Annotated in this window: 29 protein-coding genes; 16 read left to right on the top strand and 13 right to left on the bottom strand. The window is 38.9% G+C overall.

Annotated features, from left to right (window positions below):
• Positions 1-124: 124 nt before the first annotated feature.
• On the top strand, positions 125-742 hold the full coding sequence (locus tag IGI66_RS17330) for a CPBP family glutamic-type intramembrane protease (RefSeq protein WP_438849742.1): 618 nt from the start codon (positions 125-127) through the stop codon (positions 740-742).
• A 63-nt stretch (positions 743-805) separates the two neighbouring features.
• On the opposite strand, the gene IGI66_RS17325 is transcribed toward IGI66_RS17330, so the two are convergent.
• The 4 genes from IGI66_RS17325 to IGI66_RS17310 form a co-directional block, all read right to left on the bottom strand.
• Entirely contained in the window at positions 806-1,021 is a 216-nt protein-coding gene (locus IGI66_RS17325) for a hypothetical protein (RefSeq protein ID WP_438849741.1), read from the bottom strand.
• Positions 1,022-1,114: 93 nt separating this feature from the next.
• A complete protein-coding gene (locus IGI66_RS17320) occupies positions 1,115-1,249 on the bottom strand; it encodes a hypothetical protein (RefSeq protein ID WP_438849740.1) in 135 nt (44 codons plus the stop codon).
• 378 nt (positions 1,250-1,627) lie between these two features.
• A complete protein-coding gene (locus tag IGI66_RS17315; RefSeq protein ID WP_438849739.1) occupies positions 1,628-1,960 on the bottom strand; it encodes an SdpI family protein in 333 nt (110 codons plus the stop codon).
• A 299-nt stretch (positions 1,961-2,259) separates the two neighbouring features.
• Positions 2,260-2,748, bottom strand: a complete 489-nt coding sequence (locus IGI66_RS17310; RefSeq protein ID WP_288227657.1) for an MGMT family protein — start codon at positions 2,746-2,748, stop codon at positions 2,260-2,262.
• A 408-nt stretch (positions 2,749-3,156) separates the two neighbouring features.
• On the opposite strand from IGI66_RS17310, the gene mazE reads away from it, so the two are divergent.
• Entirely contained in the window at positions 3,157-3,390 is a 234-nt protein-coding gene (gene mazE, locus IGI66_RS17305) for a type II toxin-antitoxin system PemI/MazE family antitoxin (RefSeq protein ID WP_438849738.1), read from the top strand.
• 11 nt (positions 3,391-3,401) lie between these two features.
• Complete coding sequence (locus IGI66_RS17300) at positions 3,402-3,626, top strand: type II toxin-antitoxin system PemK/MazF family toxin (protein ID WP_438849894.1); 225 nt, start codon at positions 3,402-3,404, stop codon at positions 3,624-3,626.
• Between the two features lie 272 nt (positions 3,627-3,898).
• On the opposite strand, the gene IGI66_RS17295 is transcribed toward IGI66_RS17300, so the two are convergent.
• The 6 genes from IGI66_RS17295 to IGI66_RS17270 all read right to left on the bottom strand — a co-directional run bounded on the left by IGI66_RS17295 (position 3,899) and on the right by IGI66_RS17270 (position 8,244).
• Positions 3,899-4,051, bottom strand: a complete 153-nt coding sequence (locus IGI66_RS17295; RefSeq protein WP_010778737.1) for a hypothetical protein — start codon at positions 4,049-4,051, stop codon at positions 3,899-3,901.
• Positions 4,052-4,851: 800 nt separating this feature from the next.
• The gene (locus tag IGI66_RS17290; RefSeq protein WP_438849736.1) at positions 4,852-5,514 is read right to left on the bottom strand and encodes a 5'-methylthioadenosine/S-adenosylhomocysteine nucleosidase; all 663 of its coding nucleotides are present in this window, start codon (positions 5,512-5,514) and stop codon (positions 4,852-4,854) included.
• A gap of 212 nt (positions 5,515-5,726) precedes the next feature.
• On the bottom strand, positions 5,727-6,452 hold the full coding sequence (locus IGI66_RS17285) for a lysostaphin resistance A-like protein (RefSeq protein ID WP_438849735.1): 726 nt from the start codon (positions 6,450-6,452) through the stop codon (positions 5,727-5,729).
• A gap of 197 nt (positions 6,453-6,649) precedes the next feature.
• Positions 6,650-6,946, bottom strand: coding sequence for a hypothetical protein (locus IGI66_RS17280; protein WP_438849734.1), 297 nt, complete (start codon positions 6,944-6,946; stop codon positions 6,650-6,652).
• Between the two features lie 383 nt (positions 6,947-7,329).
• On the bottom strand, positions 7,330-7,482 hold the full coding sequence (locus tag IGI66_RS17275) for a hypothetical protein (RefSeq protein WP_367378996.1): 153 nt from the start codon (positions 7,480-7,482) through the stop codon (positions 7,330-7,332).
• A gap of 387 nt (positions 7,483-7,869) precedes the next feature.
• Positions 7,870-8,244 carry a MarR family winged helix-turn-helix transcriptional regulator gene (locus IGI66_RS17270; RefSeq protein ID WP_254908352.1) on the bottom strand — a complete coding sequence of 125 codons (375 nt, stop codon included), beginning with the start codon at positions 8,242-8,244 and terminating at the stop codon, positions 7,870-7,872.
• A gap of 146 nt (positions 8,245-8,390) precedes the next feature.
• On the opposite strand from IGI66_RS17270, the gene IGI66_RS17265 reads away from it, so the two are divergent.
• The 5 genes from IGI66_RS17265 to IGI66_RS17245 all read left to right on the top strand — a co-directional run bounded on the left by IGI66_RS17265 (position 8,391) and on the right by IGI66_RS17245 (position 11,458).
• On the top strand, positions 8,391-8,963 hold the full coding sequence (locus IGI66_RS17265; RefSeq protein ID WP_367378995.1) for an NADPH-dependent FMN reductase: 573 nt from the start codon (positions 8,391-8,393) through the stop codon (positions 8,961-8,963).
• On the top strand, positions 8,960-9,250 hold the full coding sequence (locus tag IGI66_RS17260) for a hypothetical protein (protein WP_367378994.1): 291 nt from the start codon (positions 8,960-8,962) through the stop codon (positions 9,248-9,250). Before IGI66_RS17265 ends, IGI66_RS17260 begins: the two co-directional genes overlap by 4 nt.
• Before the next feature lie 410 nt (positions 9,251-9,660).
• A complete protein-coding gene (locus tag IGI66_RS17255) occupies positions 9,661-10,020 on the top strand; it encodes a type II toxin-antitoxin system RelE/ParE family toxin (RefSeq protein WP_438849732.1) in 360 nt (119 codons plus the stop codon).
• A complete protein-coding gene (locus IGI66_RS17250; RefSeq protein ID WP_438849731.1) occupies positions 10,017-10,292 on the top strand; it encodes a helix-turn-helix transcriptional regulator in 276 nt (91 codons plus the stop codon). Before IGI66_RS17255 ends, IGI66_RS17250 begins: the two co-directional genes overlap by 4 nt.
• 491 nt (positions 10,293-10,783) lie before the next feature.
• Positions 10,784-11,458, top strand: a complete 675-nt coding sequence (locus IGI66_RS17245) for a helix-turn-helix domain-containing protein (RefSeq protein ID WP_438849730.1) — start codon at positions 10,784-10,786, stop codon at positions 11,456-11,458.
• 155 nt (positions 11,459-11,613) lie between these two features.
• Here the strand turns inward: IGI66_RS17245 and IGI66_RS17240 are convergent, their stop codons facing one another.
• A complete protein-coding gene (locus IGI66_RS17240) occupies positions 11,614-13,170 on the bottom strand; it encodes a helix-turn-helix domain-containing protein (RefSeq protein ID WP_438849729.1) in 1,557 nt (518 codons plus the stop codon).
• A 404-nt stretch (positions 13,171-13,574) separates the two neighbouring features.
• Between IGI66_RS17240 and IGI66_RS17235 the strand changes: the two genes are divergently transcribed.
• From IGI66_RS17235 to IGI66_RS17210, 6 genes are all read left to right on the top strand, one after another.
• Positions 13,575-14,237: a helix-turn-helix domain-containing protein gene (locus IGI66_RS17235; protein WP_438849728.1), complete on the top strand. Its 663-nt coding sequence runs from the start codon at positions 13,575-13,577 to the stop codon at positions 14,235-14,237.
• Positions 14,238-14,552: 315 nt separating this feature from the next.
• On the top strand, positions 14,553-16,313 hold the full coding sequence (locus tag IGI66_RS17230) for a sigma-54-dependent Fis family transcriptional regulator (protein WP_438849726.1): 1,761 nt from the start codon (positions 14,553-14,555) through the stop codon (positions 16,311-16,313).
• 417 nt (positions 16,314-16,730) lie between these two features.
• Positions 16,731-18,080 carry a dihydrolipoyl dehydrogenase gene (gene lpdA / locus IGI66_RS17225; RefSeq protein ID WP_438849725.1) on the top strand — a complete coding sequence of 450 codons (1,350 nt, stop codon included), beginning with the start codon at positions 16,731-16,733 and terminating at the stop codon, positions 18,078-18,080.
• 18 nt (positions 18,081-18,098) lie between these two features.
• Positions 18,099-19,070, top strand: a complete 972-nt coding sequence (locus tag IGI66_RS17220; RefSeq protein WP_438849724.1) for a thiamine pyrophosphate-dependent dehydrogenase E1 component subunit alpha — start codon at positions 18,099-18,101, stop codon at positions 19,068-19,070.
• Between the two features lie 22 nt (positions 19,071-19,092).
• Positions 19,093-20,124, top strand: coding sequence for an alpha-ketoacid dehydrogenase subunit beta (locus IGI66_RS17215; RefSeq protein ID WP_316406805.1), 1,032 nt, complete (start codon positions 19,093-19,095; stop codon positions 20,122-20,124).
• 16 nt (positions 20,125-20,140) lie between these two features.
• Entirely contained in the window at positions 20,141-21,382 is a 1,242-nt protein-coding gene (locus IGI66_RS17210) for a dihydrolipoamide acetyltransferase family protein (protein ID WP_438849723.1), read from the top strand.
• 233 nt (positions 21,383-21,615) lie between these two features.
• Here the strand turns inward: IGI66_RS17210 and IGI66_RS17205 are convergent, their stop codons facing one another.
• Positions 21,616-22,083: an Rrf2 family transcriptional regulator gene (locus IGI66_RS17205; protein WP_114525924.1), complete on the bottom strand. Its 468-nt coding sequence runs from the start codon at positions 22,081-22,083 to the stop codon at positions 21,616-21,618.
• Positions 22,084-22,199: 116 nt separating this feature from the next.
• Between IGI66_RS17205 and IGI66_RS17200 the strand changes: the two genes are divergently transcribed.
• Entirely contained in the window at positions 22,200-23,048 is an 849-nt protein-coding gene (locus IGI66_RS17200) for an SDR family oxidoreductase (protein WP_438849722.1), read from the top strand.
• Positions 23,049-23,148: 100 nt separating this feature from the next.
• On the opposite strand, the gene IGI66_RS17195 is transcribed toward IGI66_RS17200, so the two are convergent.
• Positions 23,149-23,685, bottom strand: coding sequence for a TetR/AcrR family transcriptional regulator (locus IGI66_RS17195; protein ID WP_438849721.1), 537 nt, complete (start codon positions 23,683-23,685; stop codon positions 23,149-23,151).
• 243 nt (positions 23,686-23,928) lie between these two features.
• On the opposite strand from IGI66_RS17195, the gene IGI66_RS17190 reads away from it, so the two are divergent.
• Positions 23,929-24,993 (top strand): saccharopine dehydrogenase NADP-binding domain-containing protein, encoded by a 1,065-nt coding sequence (locus tag IGI66_RS17190; protein ID WP_438849720.1) that lies wholly within the window; start codon positions 23,929-23,931, stop codon positions 24,991-24,993.
• Positions 24,994-25,265: the final 272 nt, after the last annotated feature.

Raw genomic sequence — 25,265 nt, 5'->3', positions numbered from 1 at the left:
CACGAACGGATGTTGAAGATCGAAAAAGGGCTATGCCTCAGAGAGAGCTTTGCCATTAAGGAAGGGCTCATCGGGGGATACTGGCGGCTCTCGTCACCCTCTTCTTCATCAAAAGGAGGAAAACATGACGATTCAAAAACGTGCCAACGCAGCCATCGGGTTAACGATCCTTGTTGCGGTATTATTTCTAGTGTTGCCCATGACGCCGCTTGCTGGTGTTATGAAGGCTATCGGCTTTTTATTCAATGCACTTTTCGCAGGACTTATTGGTTATTTCTTTTTAAAGGACGACTTTATTCAGCAATTTAAGCACTTCAAATTCAAGACGCTCTTATACGGCATTCCGCTGACGATCCTTACAGGCATTGTGTTCGGACTGCTTTTCCATATGATCGCAGGAAAACCAACGACCAATAGCATCGATTCATCGATCTCCCTCGTCTTCATTTTGACGCAGATTCCATTCATGCTGATGGGGGAAGAGCTGATCTCGACGAACTTGCTGATCGCGTTTGAAAAGAAGGGCTTGTCATTTGCTGTTTCGTCTGTGCTCGTCGCACTGCTGTTTGCCTTCTGGCACGTCACGGCCTATGGCTTCCACCCGCTGCAATTACTGCTGACACTGGCGCCGCTTCGTCTGGTCCTGAACTTTTTATGGAAACGGTCTAGCTCCGTGTGGGTATCTTGGATCTGTCATTTTCTCTACGACATGATCAGCTTATTGCCAATGGCGTTTAAGTAAAAATCAAGAATACACAAAAAGGCTCAAACGGTCCTGCCGTTTGAGCTTTTTTACACATTTCTGTTAAAACGTGAACTCCCGCAAAAAGGCCGAGGAGAGTCGAATGGTGGCGAAGGCCAAGAGCGTTCCTGTTATTGCCGCAAGGAGCAACGCATAGAGAAGAGGGTGCTTTCGCGTTGTTTTTTTCAGGAAATAATAGCTGATTAAAAACGGAATCAAGTAAGAAAAGAGAATGATCCGTGAGTGATCCAAAGTGATTGAAATAGTGGTCGTTTGCATGAGAGCGCTCCTTTTTTGTGAAAGTGGCAAAAATCAACGGTTATCGAGGCGGTGATAGTCGGTAGTGCATGAGGTACAGAAAAAGACTCGCGATTAGGAGTCTTTCTGAAGCTGGTCTCTATCTTTCAAGTTGTTGGAAATGGTGATTCCTGTGATCATTCCACAAGCAGCCATCGCAATCCACCAAATGGCTACGATAGGCAATACACGCCGTATTTTCAAGTTCATCACCCCTCATTTCAGTATGCCGTATTGAGCGGGGATGAACAAGAGAAATTAGCCGTTGAGACAGAAATAATTGGAAGTAGGAAGTGTGTGATGGAGCACGGCGGAGAAAAAAGGTCACTGAGTATTTCGTTTGATTTTTCTGAAAAGGAAAACGACTAACGGAATCGGTAATTCAATCAAAGCAATAAGGACAAATGAGTGGTAATCCGTTGAACGCATCACAAAAAAGAGAAAGGATATTGCTACCAAACTGATATATTCACTGAAAAATTTATATAGAGTCATTTGTTCGACCTTTCTTTTTAAGGGAATCATATATTTGAAGGAAACAGTATCAGGGAAGTTGGATTGTTTGGGGCTATTACGTAATTATTACCTCTATTGTAATTTGCTATTGACATAAATACATTGAATTATTAATCCAATAAGGAGACCTAAAACAACTATAAGCAAAGAAAGATCATCAGAGAAGGGGAAGACTAGTTTGATGAAAATAGTTATTGCAAATTGAACTAGTCCTAAAACTATCGATGTATGAGAGTAAAGTTGTTGAGAAACATACCAGTTTTTAGAATTTTTAACTGCTTTAGAAGTTCTAAAACCTAAAACAGAATTAGTACGGTATTTATCATGTTTTGAAAAATATTTGAATAGTGGTGGAAATATTATAAGGAAAATAATTATTGGTAATGAGCTAATTAAATAGAACATAGCTACTGCAACTCCTCGTAAATATTATTTGACTTTACCTCACATTAGCACTGGAAATATAGTTTTTCCATAGAAGATGAGAGTATCCATTAACGGAGAAAACAGCCCAAGTTTGGAGCTATCGAGTAAAAAACTCCTATCTTTTGTTAGGAGTTTAGAGATTAATTATTTGAATCATAGGTTTCAATAGCAAGAAGGTTGAGCAATTTTGCGCTGATCACGCCTTCTCTATGAGCACCACATTTTTTTTAAACATAACGTAAAAGACTTTTCGTTTCTATTGATAAAGAATACAAAGGCTATTTTAGTAAATTTAAATTAAACAATGCCTGGTCGTAGTTTTCAACGTAATATCGAATATTTTTACGGCCTCTCTCTATAATGATGTGTCCTTCAGCGATTAATTTTTCTTTTTGTAGTGCAATGCCTCCAGGGTACTTCGGATTTAACTCACCTTTTGTTTTTAAAGTACGCCAGTATGGTATTTTATCCTCAGTTCGTTGATAACTTGCCCAAGCACAAATGGATATAAAAATCCCAGCAGTCATAGCTTCCGTGAAATCAGCGTCATTTTCTTTGGCTAAGTATTCTCGAATAGTTGCCACAGTTATTAGTTTTCCTTTAGGGACATTTTTCATGATGTCGTTGTAAGTAAGAGCTGGGGCAAAGAACATTTTCTCGCCACCAAATTTACGAATAGCATCAGGATCGGTAAGAATTTGAATTTTTGGCATATCGCTTTTTTTATGAAGCATTGCATTAAAATCTTTTTTATCTTCGTTTGCCATAAGATAACCTCCTAATTAAAAATGGGACGAAAAATAGTAAAAAGAAAAAAGTTAAAAAAAGAAGAACGCTTCCAGATCCATGATCAATCATTTTTTCCTTCTTGACGAAATAGATTCTAATTTTAGACTAACTTATTCACATTTTGAAAGCAATGCAAAAAATTAGAAAATGGGAAAGTTTCGCAATTGGAAGGACTGCATAGCTTCAACGCCCGCTGTGAAAATTTATTGGAAACAAAAGGGTTTTGATACCGAGCGATAACTTAAATTTATTTGAATGAATGAGCGATATTGCGTTAGAAAGATACACGAATTGCAGATTATAGAGAAACACTTCTACGAAACGTCGATACTCACTGTAAATAGATAGTATAATTAGATGAAACTAGTGCAAGGCGGTGATTCTTTATGGATACAGTAAAAACACGCAAACAAGGAAATGCTGTAATGATAACATTAGCCAGTAAATTTGATGTGCCAGCGGGGAAAACCTACTACATTTCTCAAGAAACGGATGGAACGATCATATTGATCCCTAAAGTAGAAGACTATTTTGCCCAAGCGAAAGCAAATGAATTTGTTGATAGTGAAGACGAAGGGGTAAACGCCTTTTTTGTAAAAAGCGAGCAACTAGATGACTAGTCTCAAATCTAATCATTGTCTGTCCAATTACAAGCACAGAGAAAAAGCGGCCTTACTTTGTTGAAATCGACAGCGATGTTTTGAAAAAGGGTAGCAAGGTGAATGCTAAACAAGTTTACACGATGGATTTTACCGAACGTGGAGGTAGGAATGTTGAGATACTTGGTGAAGTATCCAAAAGAGAATTTATCAATATCGCACAACACGTCCAGATGAACTTTAATTTTCCAATCTGATAGTCTGTGGGTCATCAGAATGAAGCTAGAATTGAGAGAACAAAGTGATAGGCTCCTTATAAAGTAGACAAGGAAAAAATTTCTAATCTACCTTATAAGGAGTTTTTGTCTATATATGAGAAGTATTTATTGAACTAGCGGCTGTTTTGAGAGGAGCTCTCTATCGTAATGGAGGAGTGAGGAATGCTCTTATAGTGGGGGTATAGCAGAGTTTTGAATAATAAGTAAACAGTCAAAAATTGCCTGCTCACTTATTATTCAGTTCCCAAAACCTATTTTTTAAAACCTACAGCAACACGATTTGTACCTGTGTTAGAACTAAGAAAAACATTAATCACGTGCCCGTCTTTTGGAAAGTACCCTTCTTTTTCTTTATTGCTGTTAAACTCTTTAAGGGAATAAAGAACAATATGATCAAACTGCATGTAGCTCACCTCTTTCTTGTTCAAAATATAAAATAAATTTTAATGTATATGAAGAAAAAGAGCAATGTGGATTTTTAAATAATTCTGTAAGTGGAGGAAGCAACATAACTCTAATTGTTGGAGTTATTATATAAATAAAAAAGCCATCAAAAATGATAGCTCTTTCTTAACAGTTATCGTTTTTTGAAATAAATACCGAAACCCCCAAATAATAAGCAAGGGAGAAGATAGCCGAATGTTCTATCAATGATCATATCGATAGTGATCATCCGATGAAACACTAGTAAGTCTAGAGATATTCTAAAAGCTAACAGAATAAATAGAACAAACGAAAACGCAAAAAGACACCTTGATATAACCTGATTATTTACTTTCAAAATACCACCCCTACAAAATTTTATCATATTAATGATTTTAAAAAAAGTTTGTTTTACAAAAAAATAGCTCTATTATAGACTATTAATGATATTTGGGAAGGAGAAAAGTAATGAAATATAGAAAAAACCAGTAGTGATTGAAGCAAAAAAATTTGATTAGACGATATGGGAGAAAGAAATATCTCAAGCTAAATTGAGTGAATCATTCCCGATGGTATTACTGAGTGTAATTGATGGTTTTCATCCTTTAATCGAAACGTTAGAAGGAAGTATGAAGATTAACGATGGCGATTATATCATCAAAGGCGTTCAAGGCGAGTATTATCCATGTAAACCTGATATTTTCGAAGCGACAGCGTCAGAAAAGCGCGGCGGTTGGAGTATCACGTAGAAATGCATGAATGAATAGTTAAATAGAAAAGCTTATTCTATTTTGTAAATGAAGCAGATTAGGGTAAAGATTTTTGACATTAACTTTTTTTGCTTCATTTCTCCAATGGTAATCGCTTGTGAATTGGCCTTGTCAGAAACAATACGTATGGATAAAAAGCTTATTTTATTCAAAAAGCAACACTGAGCTATTGAAGCTGATTCCATGTCAACACAATCAATGTGAAAGTCATTTATTAAAGATGTTCTTTGTTCAGAAGTGGTGACGAAACCTTCACCAGTACCAAAAGTACCTATTTTTAATGAGGGATCATGTTTTGAGAACGAATGAAGGATGTATTTATCGGCTTCATAAAAAAGTTGATAAGGAAATTTAAGTTGCGATTGTTTTTTTCGAACGTCGTAGTGACAATAGTTCTTTCCGAGGTAAATATCTGATAAAGAAGAATCAGAAGATATTCCTCCACAAATACCGATATTAAGAACCAACTCTGGAGAAAATTTTTCAAGTAGCACTTGGGTATAAATGGAGCTATTTGTTTTGCCTTGACCGGAGCACAGCAAAATAAATTGATGGATGCCTTGATTTGAAACATAAAATTTTCTGCCCATATATTCGAATTTTTGTACGGGAGCTAGCCTGTCTATCAAAGGCTGGATTTCCAATTCCATTGCGGAAACGATGCCAATTTTCATAATAGAACCTCCACACTGATTTTAGAAAATTGTATCATAAAAAAAGAAGGGAACATGCGAACAAAAAAATCCGTTACTGGAGAAAACAGCATCCGAGAAGGTGCGGTGCTTAGTTATCCATATTTTTTGAACAATAAAATTACCTCATAAGCACATGAGGTAATTAATGGAAGTGATGAGTGCCAATCATCTATGGAAGCTATGTTTAAAAATTATCCAAATACGATGTCGGAATAATCTAAAAGAGCATGGATCAGAACTGGAACAAACAACGTCCCACTCTTTTTATAAGCGAGGGCAAATAGTCCACCGCCAATGATGCCTTGCCCTAATAATTTGCCTGAAATGTTTATAAATAAATCAGCAAGTGATCCGTTCGCAACAATCGTCGGCAGTATGCCGTGCATGGCACCGAAGAACAAGCCGCTAATGATGATCGCTGTTTCAAAATTATAGTCTTTGTCTATCTTTGTAAATAAGAAGCCTCTGGAAATAAATTCTTCAGAGAAGGCGACCACCACTAAATAAAAGAACGCTAAATAAATCCCTTTTACGGTGAAATCTCCGTGAAATAAGAACATAGCGATATAACCAAAAAGTAATGAGAGACTTAACCAACGAGAGTTTGTCGTAAGCCCTACGTCACTGAAGGGTCGTTTAGTAAAAAACATAAAAGCAAGAATAACAACGACAAATAAGAGACTAATAATAAAATCTGTCAGAAGTTTAAATCCAACATTCTGTGAGGAAACGTCATTCGATCGAATGAGCCAGCCGTTACGCCACAAAAAAGAATGACTATAGTAAAAAAATACCCCGTAGATAATTGTAAGACTCACCGGGGCTAAACCATTTTTTATAGATGTCATCATCGTTTCCTCCGATATGCTTAAATCTAGGATTTGTTCTACCAAATACAAGTCACTACTTTTTCCCATGATCTGAAAAGCTCCCGATAGTTGAGAGAAAAAGGGTGCCGCAAAAATCCTAGAGTCCTTTAAATAAGTGCAACGCTATTTTTAGGAATCATTTAAAGGATACTACACTTATCGACAGGTTTTATCTTAACTTAAAGAGAAAATCCTTCAATTAATTAACGAAGACAAAATAATTTGGGAAAACAGGTGCTCCTTCTTCAATAGGCGATGAACAAAACTAGAAGGATCAATAGGATATAAATAACCAACCCTATTGGATTTCTCGGATTTAGTGTTAAGCCATAACCTATGGGTCTGGATGCAAGGATTTTTTTTTGCTCTTTTGGGACGAGGATCAAAACAAGTAAGGCATTCATAATAAGAACTAATGCCATGATTATGCCAATGTAATTAAACGTTTCATTTAAAAACAAGGTGTTTTTTAACGTGTAGAGAATGGTGAGGATAAACGTAAATAGGACAAGTGCTATACCAACTATTTTATTTTTAGTCATTTAAAACACCTCCGAAAACTTTTCACTTTTAGAATAAGACTGCTGGATCTGTAAATCAATAGGAATTCCGAAAATAGGAGGAAATGATGTCGACAAACACTTATAACCGTTATCCTCGGCCTTCTAGTTCTACACCGTCTAGGGCAGTTAAAAAGCACGTAGAAAAAAGACCCACACGTCATATTGAGGACGTCCGAGCGACTATTAAACTACTGTTTTTTTTGCGGAAAGATGGGATTAGTGCTTGGGACTATCAACGAGAGCTAAAGAAGACTTCTTAGAACCAAAAGCATTTTAGCAGCATAGTTAGGATCGTGATAGCTATTAAAGGGAGGGATAATAGAAAAAAAGCAAAAAAAAAGCTACTGAAATCAGTAGTTATACTAAGAAGCAATGTTCAGTTTTTTAATCGCTTGTTCGATGGTGACGCCAATCGCAAACTTTTGAGGGGTATTTTTATCGTAAGCAAGGAATCTATTCAGTTTAGTATTTAACACTACACAGAGGCGACGATTGTTTGTTTTGATACTGTCCATAGTTTCACCTTCTTTCTATTTTTATAATACTAAATGAATGTTAATGAACCGTTAAGGAAATGTAAAAAACGTATCAAGATAGTCAAGCAACCGCGGATATTCCTATCAATACGATCACGAAAAATAGAAAGCTGCTTTATCGGGAAATGCAAATACGGAGCATATCTTCAGGTAGGGCGTCAGTTACATCGAAAACGATCGCTCCATTTTTTGAAAAAGTCCCGGTATTAAGAAACAAGGATCTCCTAGTCTCAACTAACGTCTTTTGGAAGCAACAAAAAGAACCAGTCCTTTTACGAGGGACGGGTTCTTTTTAGAAAGGACCAATTAGACCATAAGCCGAAGAAACCCAGGGTCGGGAAAAGGTTGTTCTTCTTGTTGATTGGGTCAATCCACCTCTATTTTTTGTAAAATCTCCGCAAGCAGCGAAAGTCCTTCGTCTATTTTTGAAGCGTCAGAAGGATCAGTTTCGTCTAGTATTTTTTTAAATAGCTCATACCGTGCGTCATTTATCTGCTGGAATAGGGCACGCCCTTTGTCCGTAAGTGATATTTCACGGATTCGTCGATCGGCACTATTATAAGTGGTCGTTAAGAGCCCTTGTTTTTCAAATTTATCAATTTGTCTGCTTGTCGAAGAGTGGTTTTTCCCCACTTGCTTTGCTAGATCCCCGATATTTATAGTCTTAGCGATACCCACACGAACAATGATCGGTAATAAATTTTGATCTCCTTTTATTCCTGCCTTTCGTAATAGGTCCATATCGTGTTTGGGGTCGTTGAAAAAAGTGACTATTTGAAAAAGGGATTTAAAAATTTCATTCTCCATGCTGGTAATTATAGCATAATCTGTTTATAATAAACGTGTGCAAGTTGCACATTTATCTATATTTAGGAAGGATGATACAAATGAAAAATAAAATTGGAATTATTTTAGGCAGCAATCGACCGAATAGAATTGGCGGAGATGTAGCGAGCTGGGTCAAGAAGGCGATGGAACACGCTGGTTTGGAGATTGATATTATTGATTTAGCAGAAGTGAACCTTCCATTTTTAGATGAACCAACTATTCCAGCTATGGGAAATTATCAGAACGAGCATACGAAGGCCTGGAGCGAAGAGATTCAGCAGTATGACGGTTTCGTTTTACTGTTTCCACAATATAATTGGGGCTATCCGGCGGTAATAAAAAATGCGTTGGATTATCTTTATACTGAGTGGAGCCACAAACCGGTGAGCATTATGGTCTATGGCGGGCACGGCGGATTTCAAGGATTGATTTCCATGAAATTAGTGACTCAGGGCTTAAATATGTACAATATGTCAGTCAATCCTCCGTTGACGATCACCAAAGAAATGTTTGATGAGAACAACCAGTTCATTGACATCGATCGTTCTTTTGAAACTATCAAGCCGCAAGTTGCGATGGTCTCTGAGGAATTTGTCCAACTCTTTTCTGTAAAAAAAGGCGGTGCTTCATGAGAAAAATGATTTCAATCGTGTGCTTAATTATCGCCGCCATTTGTTTAGGGCTTTCTATGTTCAATGTTGTTTTTGAGAAGCACGAACGAACGGACGAAAAAAGACACGAAACCTTTGTTCAAGAAAAAGCAGGGGATACGGTTGTTTCGGATATAATCCATAAGACTCAGGAAGATAATGAAAGAAATAGAACAGTAAGAAAAGTCGTGCTGATCCTTGTGGGTACCAGCAGCGCTGCACTGGGGTTAGTTGTTCTGCCAGCACGAAGGAGCAGTGGGCGTGTTTGAGGTGCCAAAAGCCTTTATCAAATTCTAGAAATGAATTATTTGCAAAACGTGTCAACGAGCAATTGAAACGTTGAAAAAAGATTCATAATTTTTGATCAAGGCTGATACCCCCAAAAGGCACCAGATTTAGCTGGATAAAGCAGAATAAAAGGCAGCCATTTCTGACTGCCTCAACATTGATCCAGCGATTTATTTTAGCTAGACCATGAAATAGTACCAAAGATACTAAAAAACGCAACCGCGAACGGTAGAAAGTACAAAATGAATTAGAAAAATTATGCAATAAACAGGCTTACACGAAATATGGGACGAAGCTTTGAGACAAATAAGCATGAATAAATTGCCCATTGAAGTATAGAAAAGAACGTTTCATTCTTTATTTATGATAGCGAATCTGCTATCATATAAGTATGGAGAAACCACAATTTGATTTCATTAAAAGATTGGATGGTACAAGCGAATTTGAAGACTTTCTAAATTCGATACCGGAAAAAGATTCTGCAAAATTATTAGCGACAATCAGTAAAACAGAAGAAAACGGATTGCTTGTAGCACAAAGAATGGAGTGGGTCAAAAAAATAGAGGCCGATTTGTTCGAGTTACGATCAAAAGTTGGCAGTAATATTCAACGAGCAATCTATTTTCAGAAGGTCGGGAATGACTACCTGATCACACATGGATTTACGAAGAAACAGCAAAAGACACCCAAAAGTGAAATCCAGCATGCTAAAAGTGTCAGAGAGAAGTATGAGAAAGGAGAACTTCTATGAGTAAAATTGATGAACTGATCAATAAGAAAAAAGCGGACAGTGTCTCATTTGCGGAAGCCTACGAAAAAGAATCGCAGCGTTTGGATGTGGCAATTGCCCTCACGCAATTACGCAAAGAATTAGGTGTATCTCAGCGTGAATTAGCTGAAAAAGTAGGGAAGCCGCAATCCACGATCGCACGAATCGAAAATGGTTCCATGAATCCCAGTCTAACTATTCTTTATGAAATTGCCGAAAAAGTGGGAAAAGAATTACATGTCGAATTTAAATAGCTCAAATGCCAACGTCCCCTTTTTAATAATGCCCTCACAAGCAGTGAACAAGAGATTTACACGAAGAACTGAATGATCGTTGCTATTCTCAGGAGTAGCAGGGATCGTTCAGTTTTTTTATAAAAAACACGATTTAAATAATTAGCAATAGTAAAAATAATGAGATGTATTCAATTTTTACGAAATTTTTTAAAGAATTGGGTATTTTATTTGTCAGATTATCGTTACTTTGAATAAGGCTTTTTATGAATGAAGAGAGTTGAGGTGTTTTTATAAATCTCTGTAATATTAGTGTTTTTACAGATTTTTAGCTTTGGTAAGCGGTGTTGGACCTCTAACCAGAAACTAAAACAATTGTTTTTTTATTTAAAAAAAGCCTAATGGATAAAAAAATAAAGAATAACTATTGAAATTGTAAATTAGAATGTTACAATAACGGAAAATACATAAAGCTTATCATGCGGGGGTGCATTAAAATTAGAGTGGTAATCGTGACAAAAAATATCATGAACGAGTTGGCGATGCAGCAGAAGTTGCAGAAACTAAATTATGAGGTCCTTTGTTCTACGTCGATCTTTGAAATGATCTTGAAGGATGACTATAGTTGGAGTCCGGAATTTTATCAGGTCGTCATTTTGAGTGAGACGATCACAAACAAAGAGTTAGAGGAAATCGTTCCAAAATTGAAGGAAAAAGAGAGGCCCGTGTTTAGAAAGTATCTAGACGATTTGCCATCAGGTGAACAGAAAAAATTTGCCTTTTTAGCGATTGATCACTGGTTAAGTGAAGATACGGCGGCTAATGACTTACGGGAGTTGGTCAGCAAGGAAAGTACACCGGCCGTTGCTCCGACTCCAACTGAAGAGGAGCAGAAACCCGTCAGAAAGACCTTGGATTACATTTTAACGAACTTTACAAAATCCGAGAGAACCCTTTTCAAACTGTTGTACAAATCAGAGGACTCTTTTGTGACGCGAGAGGATCTGTGCATGCAAATTTGGAGTGTGCAGCCAACGGATTCAAGACTTGCTCAAGTTTCCGTTTTAGTAAATTCGATCCGAAAAAAATTACTTAAAAAAGGCTTTTCGCCAAATACGGTAGAGAACGAATGGGGGAAAGGGTATCACCTGTCAAAAGCCTTTTGTGCGAGTCATAAGGATACATAAAATAGCGCGTTGTCACTCATCTTGTGACAACGCGCTATTTATTTTTCATTGATCAACAAAGGGGCAATCAAGGGCTTTTTATAGTTAACGTTTCGGGGATGTGGACGCACATGACGATTTTTTTAAATAGTATGCAGATGTTCAGCTTCCGTTTTTTATTTTGCTTCATCTTCTTCGTGAGTAGTGGAAAGCTTGAATTTCTTTTTTGCGATCGCAGATAAGGCGGCAGCGATCTTGTCGTAATCGGAATCGATCAGTTGCATATGGCAGTAGACGATGGGTTTGTTCAATCGTAACGAGGGGATGACCGAAGAAGATAGCGGAATATCGCTAATGATTAAATCAACCTCCGTTGAAAGGGTATTGACCACATGCAGATTGTAATAGGTCGAGAAATAATGCAGGACTTCTTCTTGGATCGTCTGCTTCGACAGGGCCGTCAAAAAGGAAATGTTGATCGGGGCCGTGTATTTTTCCAAGTGAATATGGCGATCGTAAATCAAACAATATTCGGTCGCTAAATACTCTTTATAGTTCTCAAATGACTTGAATTCCGCGGTCTGCATCTCAAGGGCGATGATTCGCTTGATTTGTTTTATTTTATGACGCTTTCGCCGGTCTTTGTCCACGTTTAAATAATCGGTAAAAATATCTTTTAGGTGGGTCACGATCGTTCCCACAAAGAAAATCCGATAATGGAGGCACAAAAGCGCGTAATGGATCGTGCTCCGTTCCTCGGAGGACAGCGGGTTGTACAGGTGATGGTCGAGTCTGTCTAGCAGGTGGGAGGCGAGACCAGGGACACCCATTTCTTTGATCTGACTGTCGCGCAGTAAAAAATCAGGCGCCGCTTTGATCGAATGATACCCGCCCATCGCGACGAGTGCGCTGCACAACAGTTGGGAGAAACGCTTTAAATGTTCGTCTGAATGACGAGGTAAAAAACGTTTCATTTCCTTTGACAAGCGGCTGAAGGACAGACGGTTGGCGGCGGAGTAGGGGGTATACAAGGAGATGCGAACCTCTTCTTTTTTTACGAGCCGCCCTTGACGTTCGCGAAACAGGTGTACGCCCAAGAAGTAGTGGACTAAAAAAAATTTATCAAAGGAGGGTAGCGCATAAACTTCCTTTGGACAAGCGTCTAATACTTCGGACATGTCTAAAAAGCTGTACGCGCGAAAAGGCCACTTCTCTGCACCGTAGCCTGTGACAAATAAAACGGTGTAGAAAAAACGAATATCGATCTCATTTCCGTGAAGAGACACCTTTCCTTTGGCGGAAATACTCAGGGAGGTTCGGTCCAAAAAGGAATTGATCTCTTGGATTTTTCTTCGGACTTGAATGTAAGGAATATCAAGAAAGTCTGCTAGCTGCTGCAGGGTGTCAAAGGAGTGATGAAACAGCGCTTCGAGTAGCCGGAATTTAATGGATTTGCGAATATAGGCATTTAAAAACATCTGCAAATTGACCGATTCAGAAAACTGCAAGGTGAAAAGGAGGTTTGTCGACGAATAATCAAAGACGACCAACTCAGCGAGGTCAAAAAGGACGATGTCTTCCTTTATCGCCTCCACGAGCTTCAGCACGGTTTGGTTGCTAACGCCTAAAGAGGCAGCCAAAGAATCCAAGGGACACGTTTGCCGTTCCGCTTCGAACACGGTTCTTAAAAGACGCACTTTTTTTCGATCTGCTTTATCAACTAATACGTCCATTGTCCTTCCCCCTCGTAAAGATTTTCTCTATATAAAAAACATACCATGAAAAAATAGCAATAGCAAAAATAATTGACACGCGCTCAATTTCCACGGAATTTTCACAACAAATGAGCATCCCCTTTGTCCCATTCTTGTTACTATTAATAAGGAGACCCCAAAAAATAGAGAGTCAGAATAATCATATGGAAGGCTGTTTTTAAAGGTTTAACGGGAAGCAAATGTGTTTGGGAAACGATGGGGTATTCCTATTCATCGACTACAGGGTACAGTTTTTCTATTTCAAAAAAGAAGGACTGGGAAAAATAAACAATAACTAGTGAAAGTAGTCACTATAGTATTACGATAACAAAGAGTTGATAAATGCTTAAAGGACGGGGTGCGTTAAAATTAGAGTGGTAATCGTGACAAAAAATATTATGAACGAGTTGGCGATGCAGGGAAAATTGCAGAAACTAAATTTTGAGGTCCTCTGTTCTACCTCGATTTTTGAGATGATCCTGCGAAACGACTATACGTGGGGGCCTGAATTTTATCAGGTCATCATTCTGAGTGAAACGATCACGAACAAAGAGTTAGAGGGGATCGTTCCTAAATTGAAGGAAAAAAAGAAAACCGTGTTTAGAAAGTATTTAGACGAGGTCCATCCAGAAGAAGAGGAAGAACTGGCGTATTTAGAGATTGATACATGGCTCAGTGAAGACATCCCTTCGAATTTACTGCGGGAAGTGATCAGTAAAGGCGGTGCGTCCACCGAGCAGCAGCAGAAATTCATCATCGACTCATTGGATCATCTATTGATGGATTTCACCAAAACTGAGACGAGCCTTTTTAAATATTTGTACAAATCCGACGCTACCTTTGTGTCGCGAGAAGATCTGTGCTGGCATATTTGGGACACGCACCCAACGAATTCAAAGCTTGCCCACCTGTCCGTGTTAGTAAATTCCATCCGAAGAAAGCTCATTCAAAAAGGGTTTCCGCCAAATACGGTAGAGACTGTCTGGCGAAAAGGCTATCATCTGACAAAAGATTTTTATGCTATTTACAGAGACATCCAGTATTAAAAACGAAGGGAAGAAGCCCTTCTGATTTCAGAGAGACAAATAGAGCGTTGTCACGAGAGGAGTGACGACGCTCTATTTAGTTGAGTGGAATTATTGCCTGATATCATAGTCTAGGCCTTCTTTTATGGAAGCAAACCACGAGATGGGGTTCGAATAAGATAACTCCTAAAATAATGCACGTATGTGGTCAAATTGGGAGATTTATCTAGATAGTGTTAAAATAGAAGAAGAATATAGCCAAAATAGCAAATTATAAAGTGGGTTCTTACTTATTTAAAATCTCTTTACTTTGGAAACTAGAAAGGAGAGGACAGAATGCGAGCAAGTATTTGGAAGCGTTTTATAAACGGGGAGAAAGCGGTTCTTGATGAATTACCGGAAAAAATAGCGACATCTTGGGGAACGTGCTATCAACAAGGAATTGATCCTTATGTTTATAAACCTCAAAAAATATTATCTTTGCAGGAATTAAAAGGTCAACAGCGGAAGAATCAAGACATGATTCGTCATGTAGAACGAGAAATTAGAAAAGTGAAGAAAAAACTACAATTAAAAAAGCCACTATTTATATTAACGGATGAAAAAGGGCGGATTCTTTGGCGAGATGGGAACCATGAGGCAAAAGATTTTGCTAATTTGATGTTTTTCAGAGAGGGAAGCCGTTGGACAGAAATAGATGTTGGAACAAATGCCATCGGTTTAGCACTTGAATCAAAATCAACTGAATCGATTTCTTTAGAAGAACATTACTCCATTGCTTCTCGTGACTGGAGTTGCGCGGCGGCGCCTATTTTTGACGGAGAAGATAAATTGGTAGGTATCTTAGATATTTCGACCTATAAGAATGAATCAGCGAAGGAATATCTTCTTCTGCTTACTGCTATTGCCCAAAAAGTATCTAATTATCTAATGCGTGATTATTTAGAAGGAGAAAGAGAATTACTGCATTACGTGACCAATTACTCTGAGCAAGAAATCTTATGTAACACGCAACATCGAATCATGTATGCACCGCCTGCACATCAGCAACTGTTTGAGGTAGGTAAAGATATCCGTGCATACTTAACAAGTGCGCTACTGTATAACGAAAATCCTATCTTAATGGATCAACGTGTGATTGGTTATCGATACATGATTTATTCGTCTACGGCAACGAAGACTTATTATTCTGAAGGGGTTCTTAGTAGAAGTGCACGCTACAATGCCTTTTTAAAAAAAGCATTGCTTTTAGCTGAAAGTAGCCTACCGATTCATATTTATGGCGAGTCAGGCAGTGGAAAAGAAGTGGTTGCTCGAATGATTCATTATAATAGTGACGTTCAAGATGGACCGCTGATTTCCGTTAACTGTGGGGCAGTTAGTGAAAATCTGTTGGAAAGTGAACTTTTTGGGTACGCACCGGGAGCATTCACTGGGGCTAATGCTCAAGGATACCAGGGAAAAATTGAGCAGGCAGATGGTGGTAGTTTATTTCTAGATGAGATTGACAGCATGCCCGCTAAAATGCAAACAGCGTTGTTGAGAGTTTTAGAAGACCATCAAGTAACACCGATCAGCGGCGTTGCTAAACAGGTCTCTTTCCGTTTAATTACTGCAAGTAATAAAAAACTACAGCAACAAGTATCTCAGCATGAATTTCGTGAGGATCTGTTCTATCGAATTTATGTGGGACAACTTTTTTTGCCACCGTTACGCGAGCGTCTTGAAGACATCGTTCCTTTAATTGAAAAATTTTGTCAAGAGAATAACTGGTCTATCACTTGGCAACAAAAAATTGAAACAGCAGCACGCACCTTTTCCTGGCCTGGAAATATTCGGGAGTTTAATAACTTTTTACAACGTCTTTATGTGTTTTATTTTGACCAAGAACCTACACTTGATCAACTAAATGAATTAATCCTTTCCGGGAGTCTGTTGAACGTCACTAATCTAGCAGAAGAAGTGCCTGAAGAAAAACGTGAAATACAATTAGCTTTGGAGCAAACAAATTATCATGCCACAAATACAGCTAAAAATTTGGGGATTTCCCGAGCAACGTTGTATCGAAAAATGAAGCAATACAATATAGAAAAATAATCGGTACCTTTTGATTATTGTCAGATTTAGAAAGGGATAGGAAGTAAATGTACCTCATAAATAGATAAGAGAAGACAAGCCAAACGGGCTCCATCGTTTAGCTTGTCTTTTTTATTGTGAATATAGATTGATACACTTTGAGACAAACCGTCTCATAAGTGAGTCATTAAGAAAGAGAAAAAGAGAAGCGAAAGCGGGTAGTCATCGTGCTATCGCCAAAATTGTGAACGCTTTCATTTGAAAACAGAGGTATTAATAGTTGAGGAAGTGTATATAAATAAATCAAAATGGCTCTCTTCGACTTAAGAAAATTGACTTAAGGGCTGATCAATTGAAAAAATATTCACAAAATAAAAAAGTTGGCATAGTTTTTGCGTTAATTAGGATGAAACGGAAATTAAGGGAGGGAGATCTTTTATGACTATTTATGATCTCATTGTGATCGGAGCAGGTCCAGGTGGATATGTTGCAGCAATCCGAGCGGCACAAAGAGGGAAAAAAGTTATTGTGATTGAAAAAAAAGCGGTGGGAGGTACCTGTTTGAATGTGGGATGCATTCCTTCAAAAAGTTATTTGCAACACGCACATTGGCTTCTGGCTACTGAAGAAGCAAGTCATTATGGATTTGTAAAAAAAACTGGCAGTGTTGATTTTAAAAAAATGGTTCAGAGAAAGGATCAGGTAGTTCATACATTACAAGGTGGCATTAAGCACCTCTTTCAAGCTAACCAAGTTACGTACCTCGAAGGAGAAGTAACAGAGATAGACGGGACAACTGTCAAAGTAGATGGCCAAACGGTTACTGGGAAAGATATTTTACTGGCCACAGGCGGACAGCCATTTTTACCGCCAATTGATGGATTAGATACTTGTGAGTACTTAACAACGGACACTTTTTTCTCTATGAAAGAGTTACCAAAAAAGCTGGCTATTATTGGTGGAGGAGTGATCGCCGTTGAATTGGCTTTTGCTATGAGACCTTTAGGAGTGGAAGTGGCATTAATAGAAGTTGCACCAGATATATTGCTGACCGAAGAAAATGACGCAAGAAGCGTGATTAAGAAGAAGCTAAAAAGCTTAGGTATAGACATAGTTACTCAAGCTAAAATCAAACGAATTAAGGCGAATGAAATAGAATTATCCGATGTAAAAATAACTTATGATCGCTTGTTGATTGCTGCAGGAAGAAAGCCCAACTTGGCTTTGGCGGAGAAACTTGGTGTTCAATTAGATCCGGCGAAACGCTTTGTAAAAGTAGATACGTATTATCAAACAAGTGTGCCTCATGTGTATGCTGTGGGTGACTTGATTGGCGGATATCAATTGGCTCATGCAGCAAGTGCTGAAGGCTTAAAAGCAATTGATGCAATTTGTGGCGACCCATCATCACCAGTAGACATGTCAAACATTCCACGCTGTTTGTACACCGATCCAGAAGTAGCAAGTTTTGGGTTGAGCGAAGAAGAAGCAAGGGAATTATATGAAGTCGATGTAAAAAAAGTTCTATTCTCGGGGAACGGAAAGGGGATCGCCGCAGGAGAAACAGAAGGATTTGTGAAAATCATTAGTGATAAAAAATATCATCAGATACTTGGAGTTGTGTTAGTTGGAAGTCATGCCACTGAGATGATTCACACATTGTTAGCAGTTAAAGTGTCAGAAGGAACGGTAGAAGAGATAGCAAATATGGTATTTGCACACCCAACTTTGTCAGAAGTAATTGGAGAAACAGCCAACGGTTTGCTTGGAAAAGCAATTCATGGATAAAAAAAGGAGGAATTAAGCATGGCAAAAGAAAACGTATCAACAGAAAAAGCACAATGGATTTTAAAAACAATGTACGATATTCGAAATTTTGAAGATGAGGTTCATCGCATTTTTACAACAGGTGAAATTCCAGGATTCGTTCATCTATACGCAGGGGAAGAAGCTATCGCAACTGGTGTATGCGCACATTTGACAGATGATGATTACATTACGAGTACCCACAGAGGTCATGGACACTGTATTGCCAAAGGATGCGATCTTAATGGCATGATGGCAGAAATTTATGGAAAAGAAACTGGGTTATGTAAAGGTAAGGGCGGTTCTATGCATATCGCTGACATTGATAAAGGAATGTTGGGGGCGAATGGCATGGTTGGCGGAGGATTCCCTATCGCAGTTGGAGCCGGGTTACGGAACAAATACTTAAAAACGAAAGATGTTGCGATTTGTTTCTTTGGGGACGGGGCAGCGAATGAAGGAACGTTCCATGAAGGAATAAATATGGCGGCAATTTGGAATCTACCCGTTGTATTTGTAAATGAAAACAATTCTTTCGCGGAGGCGACTCCACAGTGGTACTCATCTGGTTCTAAAACGATTGGAGAACGTGCTGCGGCATATGGCATACCAGGGGAAACGGTAGATGGGAAAGATTTAATCGCAGTTTATGAAGCAGCAGGGAGAGCCATCAAGCGGGCGCGTTCTGGAAAAGGACCGACATTGTTAGAGTGTGTCACATATAGAAATTACGGACACTTTGAAGGGGACGAACAAAAGTATAAAAATGATGCAGGGAAAGAGAAAAAGATTGCTGACGTGGATTGCATTACTGCTTTTAAAGACTATGCCTTAAAACAAAAGGTATTGACTGAAAAGGAAGTCAATGAAATCGCTAAAGCTTCAACTGAAGACATCCAAGCAGCAATCACTTTTGCTCAGGAAAGTTCAGTTCCGAGACCGGAAGCGCTGTTTGAAGACGTATACGCATAAATAAAAAGGAGGAGAAAGAATCATGACAAGACGAATAACTTTTATGAAGGCTATCAATGAAGGCTTAGAACAAGCGATGGAAAAAGACGATCGGGTTATTTTACTTGGTGAAGATATCGCAGGAGGAGCTGAAGTTAAGCATTTAGAAGATAAAAACGAAGATGCTTGGGGCGGCGTGTTTGGTGTAACTAAAGGACTGATGCCTAAATTTGGACGAGAAAGAGTCATCGACACACCCATTTCGGAAATGGGCTATATGGGAGCTGCGGTCGGAGCTGCAGCAACTGGTTTACGCCCCGTTCCAGAGCTGATGTTTAATGATTTTATCGGCTTTTGTTTGGATACAATTTTAGCGCAAGGATCAAAAATGCGTTACATGTTTGGTGGGAAGGCGAAAATCCCAATGACTGTGAGAACCTGTCATGGTGCTGGTGCCAGTGCGGCTGCGCAACACTCTGGGTCTTATTATGGAATGCTGGGATCAATCCCAGGAGTAAAAGTTGTGGTCCCTTCAAATCCATACGATGCCAAAGGGTTACTATTATCGGCTATAGAAGATGACAACATTGTTATTTTTTCGGAAGATAAAACCTTGTATGGTTTAAAAGGGGAGGTTCCAGAAGACTATTTTAAAGTTGAGATTGGCAAAGCAAAAGTAAAAAGAGAAGGAAAAGACCTAACCATCGTCACAATTGGAAAAATGCTCTATGTAGCATTGGAAGTGGCGGATAAATTAGAAAAACAAGGAATCGAAACAGAAGTGATTGATCTAATTACAGTTGCACCGTGGGATCAAGAAACAGTCTTAACTTCTGTGAAAAAAACCGGGCGTTTAATTGTTATTGATGAAGCGAGTCCCCATAACAATACGGCGACTGATATTTCTTCTGTTGTAGCAGACAAAGCTTTTGATTATCTCGATGGACCAGTTAAATGTATTTGTGCGCCGAATACGCCGGTTCCTTTTGCAGCGAATTTAGAAAAATTATATTTACCAAATGCCGAGAAGGTTTTAAACTCTGCAGCAGAAATTATTGATGACTTGAAAAAATAAGGGAGGTGCTTATTCAATGGCAGCAGAAATTATTATGCCTAAATTAGGTTTAACGATGACTGAAGGAACAGTTGATACGTGGCTAAAAAATGAAGGAGATGCTATCACTAAGGGAGAAGTTGTCTGTACGATCAGTTCTGAAAAGCTGACGCATGATGTGGAAGCAACAGAATCAGGCAAACTGATTCAGATACTTGTACAGGCTGGTGAAGATGCGCCTTGTCAGGCGCCAATCGGATTACTCGGAGCTGAAGGAGAAGATGTGACTGATACAGAAGAAAAATTGGATACTCAAGACAAAGAAGGAAAAAACGACGAAATAAATGAACAATCGTCGGCGGAAAAAGAACGCCAAAAAGATACATCCCTCCAGACAGATACTGTAAAGAAAGAAGGCGCTCGTTTCTTTATCACGCCATTAGCAAGAAAAATTGCTAAAGAAAAAGGGGTTGACTATACGCAAATCAATGGGACTGGAGGAAACGGACGGATTACTCGAAGAGATGTCGAAATGTACGTACCTGTTCTAGAAACACCAACAATGTCCACGACGCAACCACAGACAGAAGTAGCAAAGGGATTGTCTGGTATGCGTAAAACAATTGCGCAGCGAATGATTACAAGTCTTCACACAACTGCTCAAGTAACGATTCAACAAAAAGCGGATATTACACATTTGCTTGATTTTATCACTGAGTTGAAAATGAAAGCAGATATACCCCTTGTTGATGGACAAACAAGTATCACAACTTTATTGGCGAGAGCTGTTGTTTTAGCTTTAAAAGAATCGCCAAAAATGAATGCTTGGTATGATGGAGAAATCTATAAGGAAGTTTCTGAGATACACTTAGGGATCGCGGTTGCTTTACCTGAAGGGCTGGTTGTTCCAGTTATTGAAAATGCAGATCATAGGACGTTGACAGATTTAGGAAAAACCATGAATAGTCGTATTCATGATGTTCGGGCAGGATCACTTGATGGAAGTCATTACAATGGTTCAACATTTACGATCAGCAACTTAGGAAAAAGTGGTGTAGAGTACTTTACACCAATATTGAATCAGCCTGAAGTGGGAATATTGGGTGTAGGTACATTAATAAAAGAGTTGGCATTATCGGAAGAAGGGAAAATAATCGAACAGAAGAAACTTCCGTTAAGCCTAACTTTTGATCATCAAATCATTGATGGTTCGCCTGCAGCAGAGTTTCTAAGCAAAATCATCTATTATTTAGAACATCCTTACAGCCTTGTATTATAAATTGGGTGACAACATAGATATCACTATTAAATAAAGTACGATACAAGAAAGAAAGCATCCCATCTGTCTTCAAGGATGCGGACCATGGAATCATTAGTAAACAAAAGGTAATTCGTCTTCCAAGTAAAGGAATTGACGGATTACTTTTTGTCGTTGTCAAACAAATAGAATTTATCCAAGGAAAGGCATTCAGTTGTTAAGTCATATTTGTCAAAATTCCGATTTTCTTCACCCTACAAATACCTCTCAACAATCGCCTTGTTCTCAGGGCGTTTTGCCATCTCCAGCGCGGAAATATCATGAATGACGGTATCTAATGTGATTTGGTCCATTTGCTCCTCGACTTTTTTTTGTAAGAGGTCGTATTCTTTCGAAAGTGCCGTTTGGATATTGGCACCGACGACACAGTTGGGATTTGTTTTTTCGTCTACTTGGATCAAATTTGTATTTCCTTCAATGCTCCGATAGATTTCAAGAAAGGTGATGCTGCTAGGCTCTTTGGCGAGTGTCGGGTTGGGTTTTCCTACTTGCGTATGGATCAGCCCCGCTTTTTTTAAGCTGCTCATAATTTTTCTTACGTTCGCAGCGTTGGTCTCTACACTTTTTGCGATCATTTCACTAGAAAGAAAGTTTGTATCTTTAAAAATCTCGATGTATGCAAGAATATGGATGGTATCACTCATCTGGATCGAGTATTTCATTTTTTTCCAGCTCCTTTGACTGTATTTCTTGACTAATAGTACCACACCTTTTATGATGAAGGTGTAAATTGTATTTGTACAGCTAGAAAAATTTAACTTTTGAGGAGTAGATGACGATGAATTATTTAGTAACAGGAGCAACAGGCGGTTTTGGCGGTTATGCGTTGGATTACCTAAGTCAGGAAGTTGCGAAAGAGAATATTTATGCTCTAGTACGCAGCGAGGAAAAAGGAAAAGCGTTGCGGGACGCAGGCTACAACGTTCGCATCGGGGATTACGCCAATGAACAGTCAATGAATGACGCCTTGCAAGGAATTGATCGGGTATTGTTTGTTTCAGGGGAACCTGGGAATAGGCAAGAGGAGCATGAAAATGTAGTCAACGCAGCAAAACAGGCGGGGGTTTCATTTATCGTCTACACTAGTTTTCCTGACGCAGATCATTCAACGAGTTTCTTGTCTCCAGACCATCTCTTTACAGAAAAGGCACTTAAAAATTCAGGCATTCAACATACGTTTGTCAGAAACAATTGGTATTTAGAAAATGAATTGCCGTTGATCGAAGGCGCGTTGAAGTCAGGGAAATTTGTCTACATGGCTGCAAATGGCAAAACGGGCTGGGCGCTGAAGCGTGAATATGCGGAGGCCGCAGTGAATGTGCTGGTAGGAAACGACTTTCCTGAGATTCTGGAATTGTCTCACGCACCGATTACGTATGCTGAATTAGCCGAAGCACTAAAAGAAGCCAGTGGACAATCCTTTGACGTGGTAGCGGCGGATGAGGAAGGGTTCGTCGACAACCTCGTAGAAGCTGGATTTCCTGAATCTGTCGCTGAAGTGTTCGTCGCCATTCAAAAAGATATCGAAGCCAGCCAATTAGACGTGGTGTCTAATGATTTCGAAGACGTATTAGGCAAGCCTTTGACGGATCGAGTAGCGGCGATAAAAGAATTATTGAACGTGTAAAAAACGAACGGTTGTAGGAGAAACCACTCTTAGATCCTTTCGTTAAAAAACAAAAAAATAGTCGTTCACTTTGAAGTGAGCGGCTATTTTTGTTCTTTTATCATGGATTGAATTTCATCAACAATTCGTGCAATGTGCTAGAGAGCTGCGCCACTGGCATATCTAAACCTGACTGCAACCATTCTTCTAAAATACCAATAGTCCCCGATACGATAAAGAGCGCTTCTAGCTGTTCATACGCTGAAATTTCTGCGTAGCATTCATCTTGTAAAACCTTCTCGTTAAAAATCTCCTTGATTTTATGCAACACATTTCCGTTGACGCCCATTAATAATAGAAACAATTCTCTTTTTTTATCAATGTAAGCTGTTATTTCATTTGTCAATGCCACTAAGTTTTCTGACAATATGTAGGGAGAGAACTCATCGAAGATTTCCATGAGTTCGGCATAGAGGTCTTGTTCAATGCTCTCGTACAGGTCGTAAAGATCATGATAATGCAGATAAAAAGTGCCGCGTCCGATGTTCGCCTTTTCCGATAATTCTGATATCGTAATTTTATTGATGCTTTTCTCTTTCAGAATAGCTAAAAACGCACCCTTTATCGCTGTTCGTGTTTTTATCGTTCTGCGATCCACCCGATTCATCCTCCATTTTATGAACAATGACTCCTCCTTTGTCCAATAGTGGACAATTCCACAGTAATTGCCGATTGTTCCGTTATTTTAAATTAGTATAATATACATATGTCAATTAATCAACGCTTGTTCAAAAAAGCAATTTCTTCATTAGGAACGATGTGGATGTTTAGTTTGTTCATGCAAAGAAGAATGACCATTTAGCCGGAGAAATAAAAAAATGATTCACTTGGAGGTATAGATATGGATGCAATTCTTGTTATTGGTGGTTATGGTGATGTGGGAAAAGGGGCGGTTGAAGAGCTTCTAAAAATAACGAAAAATCCCATCGTTATCGGTGGGCGAAGTGAGAAAAAAGGGGCCGCGTTTCTTAGCAAGATAAAAAATCCCCGCGTCACTTTTCAAAAAATTGATATTTATGATGAAAGCTCCTATGTAGATACATTAGCCCACATTTCACTTGCGGTGATGTGTTTGGGACCGAAAACTATTGATTTTGCGGCGTATTGTTTGGAAACAGGGATTCATTATGTGGATATTTCTGCTTCCCATCAGATCATGAGAGCCCTCGGAGATTTGCCTTCTGCGAAGGTCCTCGGCACGGGCGTTTTGGGGGTAGGAATCTGCCCGGGCTTGTCGACTTTGTTAGTAAAGGAACTCGGGGCAACGATGGACGAAGTGACGCAAACAGACATTTCTCTTTTGTTGGGGATGGGGGACGCGTATGGCAGGGATGCGCTAGAATGGTTAGTGGATAATTTGGTACATCCTTTTTATTGGACAATCAATGGAACCTTAAAAAAACAAGCGCCGTTTATTGAAAGGCGGACTATTCCTTTTAAAAAAGAGGGAAAAGCCCAATCAGCGTACGCGTTTAATTTAGCCGATCAGCAGATCGTCACAGATACGATGCATCAATCAAATGTCGCAGCATTTCTCAGTTTAGACGATTCATTTATGCTTACTGCGTTGCACTTTTTGGCGACCATCCGATTCTTTAAGCTTCTGAAGCATCGCAAATTGTACGACTTTGTATTGAAAATAGCCGGCAGCAGCGCGCTTTCTTCCAAAAATGCCTCAAGTGCTTTTTCGATCCATGTAAAAATGAAGGGGAAAAAGGGCCATCAAACAGTCCTGCTAGAAAAGGTTCTTTATGGGAAAAACAGCTCAGAAGACACGGGGAAAATCGCTGCCTACACAGCTTCTAAAGTGTTGCGGAAGGCGAATAAGGCGGGGGTTTATTATTTGAATGAGTTGTTTACTTTACAGGAATTCTCAGAGTATTATGAAAAAGAGCGTCGCAAATAAACCGCGGGGATACACCATTTGGTTCTAGGAGGGATCGAGGGTGTCTCTTTTTTTGCTGCATTTTTGTAACTAATTACATCGATTTTATTTATTGTAAAAAATATTCCAAAAATCTATTGACTTCCAATTTCGGAACCGTTATCATTCTAAGTGTAATATGTTTCATTTATTCTTATAATTTAGTAATAAATTACTATTTTGTTGGCAAAAAGCTTTTAGTTTTCTTGGTGATAGAGAAGATCGAGGGTTCAGAAGGAATGGTTATTTAAGAA

This window comes from Enterococcus sp. AZ048, from assembly GCF_051715125.1.
GTDB lineage: Bacteria > Bacillota > Bacilli > Lactobacillales > Enterococcaceae > Enterococcus_A > Enterococcus_A gilvus.
Note: the sequence above shows the minus strand (reverse complement) of the source record. Positions and strands in the feature narration are given on the sequence as shown.

Excerpts from the sequence above, each read along its gene's own strand:
- IGI66_RS17310 (WP_288227657.1), bottom strand. The coding sequence starts at position 2,748 with ATGGCAAACGAAGATAAAAAAGATTTTAATGCAATGCTTCATAAAAAA.
- IGI66_RS17285 (WP_438849735.1), bottom strand. The coding sequence starts at position 6,452 with ATGGGAAAAAGTAGTGACTTGTATTTGGTAGAACAAATCCTAGATTTA.
- IGI66_RS17220 (WP_438849724.1), top strand. The coding sequence starts at position 18,099 with ATGGCAAAAGAAAACGTATCAACAGAAAAAGCACAATGGATTTTAAAA.
- mazE (WP_438849738.1), top strand. The coding sequence starts at position 3,157 with ATGGATACAGTAAAAACACGCAAACAAGGAAATGCTGTAATGATAACA.
- IGI66_RS17280 (WP_438849734.1), bottom strand. The coding sequence starts at position 6,946 with ATGACTAAAAATAAAATAGTTGGTATAGCACTTGTCCTATTTACGTTT.
- IGI66_RS17250 (WP_438849731.1), top strand. The coding sequence starts at position 10,017 with ATGAGTAAAATTGATGAACTGATCAATAAGAAAAAAGCGGACAGTGTC.
- IGI66_RS17325 (WP_438849741.1), bottom strand. The coding sequence starts at position 1,021 with ATGCAAACGACCACTATTTCAATCACTTTGGATCACTCACGGATCATT.
- IGI66_RS17295 (WP_010778737.1), bottom strand. The coding sequence starts at position 4,051 with ATGCAGTTTGATCATATTGTTCTTTATTCCCTTAAAGAGTTTAACAGC.
- IGI66_RS17290 (WP_438849736.1), bottom strand. The coding sequence starts at position 5,514 with ATGAAAATTGGCATCGTTTCCGCAATGGAATTGGAAATCCAGCCTTTG.
- IGI66_RS17205 (WP_114525924.1), bottom strand. The coding sequence starts at position 22,083 with ATGAAATACTCGATCCAGATGAGTGATACCATCCATATTCTTGCATAC.
- lpdA (WP_438849725.1), top strand. The coding sequence starts at position 16,731 with ATGACTATTTATGATCTCATTGTGATCGGAGCAGGTCCAGGTGGATAT.
- IGI66_RS17200 (WP_438849722.1), top strand. The coding sequence starts at position 22,200 with ATGAATTATTTAGTAACAGGAGCAACAGGCGGTTTTGGCGGTTATGCG.
- IGI66_RS17210 (WP_438849723.1), top strand. The coding sequence starts at position 20,141 with ATGGCAGCAGAAATTATTATGCCTAAATTAGGTTTAACGATGACTGAA.
- IGI66_RS17270 (WP_254908352.1), bottom strand. The coding sequence starts at position 8,244 with ATGGACCTATTACGAAAGGCAGGAATAAAAGGAGATCAAAATTTATTA.
- IGI66_RS17230 (WP_438849726.1), top strand. The coding sequence starts at position 14,553 with ATGCGAGCAAGTATTTGGAAGCGTTTTATAAACGGGGAGAAAGCGGTT.
- IGI66_RS17255 (WP_438849732.1), top strand. The coding sequence starts at position 9,661 with ATGGAGAAACCACAATTTGATTTCATTAAAAGATTGGATGGTACAAGC.
- IGI66_RS17215 (WP_316406805.1), top strand. The coding sequence starts at position 19,093 with ATGACAAGACGAATAACTTTTATGAAGGCTATCAATGAAGGCTTAGAA.
- IGI66_RS17320 (WP_438849740.1), bottom strand. The coding sequence starts at position 1,249 with ATGAACTTGAAAATACGGCGTGTATTGCCTATCGTAGCCATTTGGTGG.
- IGI66_RS17260 (WP_367378994.1), top strand. The coding sequence starts at position 8,960 with ATGAGAAAAATGATTTCAATCGTGTGCTTAATTATCGCCGCCATTTGT.
- IGI66_RS17265 (WP_367378995.1), top strand. The coding sequence starts at position 8,391 with ATGAAAAATAAAATTGGAATTATTTTAGGCAGCAATCGACCGAATAGA.
- IGI66_RS17275 (WP_367378996.1), bottom strand. The coding sequence starts at position 7,482 with ATGGACAGTATCAAAACAAACAATCGTCGCCTCTGTGTAGTGTTAAAT.
- IGI66_RS17330 (WP_438849742.1), top strand. The coding sequence starts at position 125 with ATGACGATTCAAAAACGTGCCAACGCAGCCATCGGGTTAACGATCCTT.
- IGI66_RS17315 (WP_438849739.1), bottom strand. The coding sequence starts at position 1,960 with ATGTTCTATTTAATTAGCTCATTACCAATAATTATTTTCCTTATAATA.
- IGI66_RS17240 (WP_438849729.1), bottom strand. The coding sequence starts at position 13,170 with ATGGACGTATTAGTTGATAAAGCAGATCGAAAAAAAGTGCGTCTTTTA.
- IGI66_RS17190 (WP_438849720.1), top strand. The coding sequence starts at position 23,929 with ATGGATGCAATTCTTGTTATTGGTGGTTATGGTGATGTGGGAAAAGGG.